Origin of the sequence: Mesorhizobium sp. M1A.T.Ca.IN.004.03.1.1 (assembly GCF_003997555.1) — a bacterium.
Taxonomy (GTDB): Bacteria; Pseudomonadota; Alphaproteobacteria; order Rhizobiales; family Rhizobiaceae; genus Mesorhizobium.
On sequence record NZ_RZTV01000482.1, the window covers coordinates 1 to 263 of the forward strand.

Consider the following 263-nt stretch of genomic DNA (forward strand, 5'->3'; position numbering starts at 1 on the left):
CCCATACTCACCGATTTCTTGAATGCTGCCGATAGCCCCTTTGCGACCGAAGCGTCGAACCCCGCAGCGCGCATGCCTTCGATGGCTGCCGCAGTGGTGCCGCGATAGCCGAGAAAGCTTTGAACGACATCGTCAGGAGATTCGTCTTGGCGCTCCAGCAGGCGCCCGGCGCCGGTGATCACCGTGTTGACGGCACGGCGCGCAATTTCCTTCGGCAGGCCATTTGCGACGGCGTCGCTCATCATGGCGGCCGCAAGCAGCGC

The 263-nt window shown here is 63.5% G+C and carries 1 protein-coding gene; it reads right to left on the reverse strand.

Annotated elements, in window-relative coordinates; translation table 11 throughout:
- Nucleotides 1–263, reverse strand: a 263-nt coding sequence (locus EOD29_RS32535; RefSeq protein ID WP_281059253.1) for a pyrroline-5-carboxylate reductase dimerization domain-containing protein, incomplete at both ends; no start/stop codon positions are given.